This window comes from Enterovibrio makurazakiensis, assembly GCF_050336585.1.
Lineage (GTDB): Bacteria > Pseudomonadota > Gammaproteobacteria > Enterobacterales > Vibrionaceae > Enterovibrio > Enterovibrio gelatinilyticus.
The window spans coordinates 45787-52308 of sequence record NZ_JAKJSE010000038.1 but is presented as its reverse complement, the minus strand read 5'-3'; the positions used below and the strand labels follow the sequence as shown (position 1 = coordinate 52308).

4 protein-coding genes are annotated in these 6522 nt (G+C 47.6%); 2 read left to right on the top strand and 2 right to left on the bottom strand.

From position 1 onward, the window contains the following. A partial coding sequence (locus L4D06_RS23570; RefSeq protein ID WP_429741809.1) for an immunoglobulin-like domain-containing protein occupies nucleotides 1–2761 on the bottom strand: 2761 nt, incomplete at its 3' end. A gap of 581 nt (nucleotides 2762–3342) precedes the next feature. On the opposite strand from L4D06_RS23570, the gene modF reads away from it, so the two are divergent. Together modF and L4D06_RS23560 are read left to right on the top strand one after the other, a co-directional pair. Then, nucleotides 3343–4803 carry a molybdate ABC transporter ATP-binding protein ModF gene (modF, locus tag L4D06_RS23565; RefSeq protein ID WP_429741807.1) on the top strand — a complete coding sequence of 487 codons (1461 nt, stop codon included), beginning with the start codon at nucleotides 3343–3345 and terminating at the stop codon, nucleotides 4801–4803. A gap of 80 nt (nucleotides 4804–4883) precedes the next feature. After that, nucleotides 4884–6176, top strand: a complete 1293-nt coding sequence (locus L4D06_RS23560; protein WP_274166271.1) for a DEAD/DEAH box helicase — start codon at nucleotides 4884–4886, stop codon at nucleotides 6174–6176. A 78-nt stretch (nucleotides 6177–6254) separates the two neighbouring features. Here the strand turns inward: L4D06_RS23560 and L4D06_RS23555 are convergent, their stop codons facing one another. Continuing rightward, nucleotides 6255–6461 (bottom strand): hypothetical protein, encoded by a 207-nt coding sequence (locus tag L4D06_RS23555; protein ID WP_429741805.1) that lies wholly within the window; start codon nucleotides 6459–6461, stop codon nucleotides 6255–6257. Between the last annotated feature and the right edge of the window lie 61 nt (nucleotides 6462–6522).

Genomic DNA, 6522 nt, shown 5'->3' with positions numbered 1-6522 from the left:
CGGGGGTGACATCGCCGTCTTCGGAGGTTTTRTGGCCGACAACSACWGTCACGGTTAAAGCTGTTGTGGGTGCTTCWGAGATACTGAGCGTGTAMGACGCTTCYKCGCCTTCAACCACTTCACTGTCACCTGTGAGTGTCAGRGTCGGTTTATCAGTGCCRGTCGTGTCTTCGTTGATCGTSGTTTCGACGGCAGACGGGTTGTCTGGTAGCACTTCAAAGCCACCGCCSGATGTGCCCGTCACYGASACWTCRAASACRTCRTCGTCAKTGGTYTCAAGAATAGAGTCATCCAGCGTTGCCACSGTGAAATCGGTCGACGTGGTGTTCGCCGCGATCACCACTTCTCGCGTCACGGGGGTGACATCGCCGTCTTCGGAGGTTTTGTGGCCGACAACCACTGTCACGGTTAAAGCTGTTGTGGGTGCTTCAGAGATACTGAGCGTGTAAGACGCTTCCGCGCCTTCAACCACTTCACTGTCACCTGTGAGTGTCAGAGTCGGTTTATCAGTGCCRGTCGTGTCTTCGTTGATCGTRGTTTCGACCGCCGATGGGTTATCCGGCAGCACTTCAAATCCGCCGCCCGATGTGCCCGTCACGGACACTTCAAACACGTCATCGTCATTGGTCTCAAGGATAGAGTCATCCAGCGTCGCCACGGTGAAATCCGTCGACGTGGTGTTTGCCGCGATCACCAGTTCTCGCGTCACGGGGGTGACATCGCCGTCTTCYGAGGTTTTRTGRCCGACWACGACAGTGACGGTTAAATTGGACGTTGGCGCTTCGCTAATGGTCAATGTATAGCTGGCTTCTGCGCCTTCAATGACGGACGCATCGCCCGTTAACGTCAGGGTCGGTTTATCCGTTGACGTGGTGTCTTCATTGATCGTGGTTTCGACCGCCGATGGGTTATCTGGCAGCACTTCAAAGCCACCGCCCGCTGTTCCAGTGACCGACACTTCGAACACGTCATCGTCATTGGTCTCAAGGATAGAGTCATCCAGCGTCGCCACGGTGAAATCGGTCGACGTGGTGTTTGCCGCAATCACCACTTCACGGGTCACGGGGGTGACATCACCATCTTCGGAGGTTTTATGCCCAACAACGACTGTTACGGTTAAAGCTGTTGTGGGTGCTTCTGAAATGGTCAATGTGTAAGACGCTTCCGCGCCTTCAATAACGGACGCATCGCCCGTTAACGTCAGGGTCGGTTTATCTGTGCTGGTCGTGTCTTCGTTGATCGTGGTTTCGACGGCAGACGGGTTGTCTGGCAGCACTTCAAAGCCACCGCCCGCTGTTCCAGTGACCGACACTTCGAACACGTCATCGTCATTGGCCTCAAGGATAGAGTCATCCAGCGTCGCCACGGTGAAATCGGTCGAGGTGGTGTTGGCGGCAATCACCACTTCACGGGTCACAAGCGTCACATCGCCATCTTCGGAGGTTTTGTGACCGACTACGACAGTGACTGTTAAATTGGACGTTGGCGCTTCGCTGATGGTCAACGTGTAGCTTGCCGACTCTCCTTCATTAACAGAAGAATCTCCGGTCAATGTTAAGATCGGTGCATTCGCATCACCATCATTAACAGTGGTTTTGATTGACTCAGGCAGAGATGGCTGCCGCTCAAATCCACCACCTTCAACTCCAGATACCACAACACTGAATACGTCATTGTCATCTGATTCGTCAAATACATCATCGATAGTCTCGATAGTAAATTTCGCCGAGTTGGTGCCTGCTAAAATTGTTATCTGACGCGAGCTCTCTTGAACATCATCACCTTCTGCGGAAATACGAGTAACACCCACGGTAATGATGACATCAGACTTCGGTATGTGTGACAGCAAAAGTTCATAAGTGGCAGATTCACCTTCAACCACTGTTTCGCTGCCAGATAGGCTTAGATTCGGCGCATCGTTGTTTTCAGCATGATCGAATGCATTCTCATCCCGAATGTGTGTTTCTATAGCCGGAGGGGCAGCAATATTTTGGGCTGGGTCTCCAGTTTCAATATTAGAAATAGAAACAGTGTAAGTATCGCTATCGGCAGTTTCGTCAAACACATCATCAATAATATCGAAAGTGAATGTCGCTGATGTTTGACCTGCAAGAATGACGACATCACGTGTTATTGGCGTAATATCTCCTGATTCCGAGGTTTTATGGCTGATTGAGACGCTGACGTGGGTATCAGTATCGACGGCCTTCGAAATTGAAACGGTATAAGATGCAGACATTCCTTCTTCAATGGTGCTATCACCCGTTAACGAGGCAATTGGCTCGTCTTTATCTGCATTCAAAACTCGACTGATAGAACTGAGTTGTTGAAAGGGCAATCCATCAAAGATCGGCGATTGGGTATTAAAGCCAGCGGAAGTATATACGTGCGCAGAATTCCCCGATTCAATAACCGATTGTGCGGTAATCGACGAGCTGCCGTCTGCATTCCCCCCCTCAGTTGCTACACCTTCGAGCAGGGTCGGATCTCTACCTTCTTCCACCGCTGCCAGAATGTCTGACAAATCGAAGTTATCAGGCATCGCGAGTTCCGTGAGATTTTCTTGCTCTTGGAGAATCACTTTATCTTGATGGACATCAATGATCACGGTCTGATCGTCCTCGTCACTATGCCCAACGTGCCGTAAAACGAGGAGATCTCCTTCGTGCAATACCGAATTTTCGGCCGCAATTAGAATTCTGCCATTTGGCTCAACAATAATTGCCTTCCCTGCCAATTTTCCCATACCAAAACCTGACATATCCGCTCCTGTGGACCGATTTTTATAATTTTATTTATTGAGGGAATAAACCATACAAAATTTAATGGAAATCAATTTTTAAATCACCACCACCTTCACAGTAAGAGATATTAATTGTTTATATAATGAGACTTTCTTGTAAATAAATTTGCACCAACAAAAATATAGGTAATTCAGCATATGAATCAATGATTAACGGAGGGGTTTAAATACGTCTACCCTATAAATACAACGACAATAGATGATGATATGAATCATAAATACCAACCATTTATATGCATACAAATGAATACATATCAACATCCACTCATACTCAAAAAGCATGGGGAATATTGATTACCGGCGCATTAAATACGGGCTAAAATAGGCACCATATAATTATCACGCAATGGGATTTACCCATAATTAACATCTAAAAATATGGACTTTTCAAAGCTAAACATATGTGACATTATTTATATTCACGTCTAGACAAGTTTCATATAAAACAATCAAACCGGCGTAAGGTTTAAGTAATAACATACTGATTTTTTCGATGGTATATATGTATACCTTGAGCATAATAAGGAAGCGCATCCCGCATGGAAGTCAGATTCGATCAGGTTACTGCAAGCAGCGCCATATCAGCTGTAACCATCGACAATTGGGTCATTGCCCACAATCAATCATGGGCCGTATTTAGCTCCGAAGGGGATATCGGTTCCTTGCTTGGAGGTATGCTCTGCAATGAACTCTCGTTTACTGGAGCTATCAAAACAAGTCACGGCAAGGTTGCCCAAGTGTCTTTGGTTGAACAGCAGCGCCTTTTGGATGAAGAAATCGCCAACGATGATACCGATTTTCTCGACCGCATCGACGAAGGCACTCGCGTTTTCGATTTGATTCACGAGAACAGCCAAGATGAGTCGCTCACTCGCACCTTGATTGAAGACCTTGACCTGACTCACCTAGCTGACAGCGGTTTTCGTGTGCTGTCGACCGGAGAAACCCGTCGCGTGATGCTCGCCCGATCACTCGCGACTCAGCCTGATTTTGTGGTTCTCGACAACCCATTTAGCGGACTTGATGTTGCCCATCGTGCTTCGCTCGCAAGATACCTAGCCACACTGTCACAAACGGTGCAAATGATCGTCACCTTTGCCCGCGAAGAAGACATGCCAGAGTGGGTCGACCACATTGCCCTGTTCAATCATGGGAAACTCGATGGGCTCATGGATAGAAATGCATGGAACTCTCACCCTGTTATTGCCCAGCTCAAAGCCCAATCTCAAGAGCAAAGTGAGCACATGATGGCGTTAATTCGCCGCCACCAGCACTCAACCCCATTTGAGAATCCAATTTTTGAATTGAAAGACGGGCATGTTGAATACACAACCAAAACCATATTTTCGGATGTCAGTTGGCGCATCGACAAAGGGCAACATTGGCATGTAAAAGGCCCCAATGGTTGCGGAAAAAGTACCCTACTAGGCATGATCTTCGGCGACCATCCACAGTGCTATAGCAACGACATTCACATCTTTGGTAAGCAACGTGGTTCAGGTGAAACCATCTGGGAAATCAAAAAGCATATCGGCATGGTATCGTCAGCATTGCACCTGCAATATCGCGTAAATTGCAGCGCGTTAGAGGTCATTCTTTCAGGTTTTTACGACTCGATTGGCCTATATAATCAGCCAACGATCAAAGAACGTGAACTCGCCAAAGAGTGGCTGGCTATCTTGCACATGAGCCAATACATCAAAACGCCCTTTCGTAAGTTGGAATACGGCCAACAACGTCTGTTACTCATCGCCCGCGCCATCGTTAAACAACCCACCTTACTGATCTTGGATGAACCCTACCAAGGTTTGGATTACCTCGGGCGTCGGCTTATGAAGAATACCTTGGAGCTGATCGCCAAGGAAAATCTCAGCCAATTGCTTTACGTTTCGCACTATCAAGATGATGAACTGGCAAGCATCCAAAACACCCTAACGTTCGTGTTTGATGAGAAAGCTAAGTGCTATCACGCCGCACTTGAAACCGTTCGCAAGTCATAAGTGATCAATATCACTAACTGAAGAGGCCCGAAATACACTAAAATGTCCGGCTAACATTTTAGCTTCGAGCATTTATCTGAATGACTACTGCAAAGACGCCAGCCAACTTTACTGAACTTGGCCTCATTTCCCCTCTGTTAGCCCGCTTAACAGAGCTGGAATACCAACAGCCAACACCGATCCAAGCGCAAGCAATCCCAAGCGTATTGGCAGGACGTGACCTCATTGCAGGCGCGAACACTGGTTCAGGGAAGACAGCCACTTTTGCATTACCAATGCTTCAACAAATTGTTGAACAGCAAAGCGATAAACCAAAAAGTGGCAAAGGTAACTTTGTAACAGGGCTGGTCTTGGTACCCACCCGTGAACTGGCGAAGCAAGTAGCAGACAGCATTAAATCTTACGCAGTACATTTTAACGGCGCAGTGAAAACTGTCGCTGTGTTTGGTGGCGTTTCTGCCAATACCCAAATGCTTGCTCTACGTGGCGGTACAGACATTCTTGTAGCGACCCCAGGTCGTTTGCTGGATTTGATTTCAAGCAACGCCATTAAGCTCGAACGCGTAAACACGCTGGTTCTGGATGAAGCTGACCGCATGTTGAGCCTAGGCTTTACTGAAGAGCTTTCATCACTGTTGGAAATGTTGCCGAAGAAAAAACAGACCTTACTGTTTTCAGCCACCTTCCCAGAACAAGTTCAGGCGCTCACCCAAACGCTACTTAACGATCCTATCGAGCTTCAACTGCAAAGCGCAGATGCAAGCACCTTGGTTCAGCGTGTTTTCACCGTTAACCAAGGCGAGAAAACCGCCGTACTAGCGCATATGATCCATGAGCATGATTGGCGACAAGCGCTGATTTTCGTTAACGCTAAAAAAGCCTGTGAACACCTCGCAGACAAACTTGCGAAGCGCGGCATTACTGCCGAAGTATTCCACGGCGATAAAGCACAAGCCTCGCGCACCCGTGTACTTGAAGGCTTTAAAGCTGGCGACATTGATGTATTGATCGCCACAGATATTGCTGCCCGCGGTTTGGATATCGAAAAACTACCGGTAGTGATCAACTTTGATTTGCCACGAAGCCCTGCAGACTACATGCACCGTATTGGTCGAAGTGGCCGTGCTGGCGAAGTCGGTTTGGCATTGTCGCTAATCGATCATGAAGATTATCACCACTTCAAAATCATCGAGAAGAAGAACAAAATCCGACTTGAGCGTGAACAAGTTGAAGGGTTTGAAGTGGATGAAGCTGCCGTTGAAGCGCTACTAGCAGAAGAAAAACCAATGGCAAAACCAGAAGGCACGGGTAAGAAAAAGCGCAAAAACAAAGGCCATTCTGCTGCTGTCGATGCATGGCTTAAGGGGCTGTAACTCCAACGCTAAACGCGTAATCAGATAACTGACTATAAAACAGGGAGGTGGCATTGCCATCTCCCTGTTTTTGTTGCGTTAACGCTTAAACCGCGATTTCAGCTCAGACTCCTTCGTTAGCCACCATTGGTGTATCCTCGGCGCATTCATAGCAAGCATACCGACACCGCACATCACAAATAGATACACCCACACCATCCAACGCAGAGATTCAGGGGCATCGGGAGTGACTATAAGAGCGATAACGCCTACCGCAACCAATAGGCTTAGAACGCGAAAAAACATGGAAAAACGTCCCGTTTGTTGGCTGAAAAAACCAGCATACCGCAACGTGAAAATTTCCAAA

What these genes read in the sequence shown, in the direction of transcription:
- modF (WP_429741807.1), top strand. Translation starts at nt 3,343, where the DNA reads ATGGAAGTCAGATTCGATCAGGTTACTGCAAGCAGCGCCATATCAGCT.
- L4D06_RS23555 (WP_429741805.1), bottom strand. Translation starts at nt 6,461, where the DNA reads ATGTTTTTTCGCGTTCTAAGCCTATTGGTTGCGGTAGGCGTTATCGCT.
- L4D06_RS23560 (WP_274166271.1), top strand. Translation starts at nt 4,884, where the DNA reads ATGACTACTGCAAAGACGCCAGCCAACTTTACTGAACTTGGCCTCATT.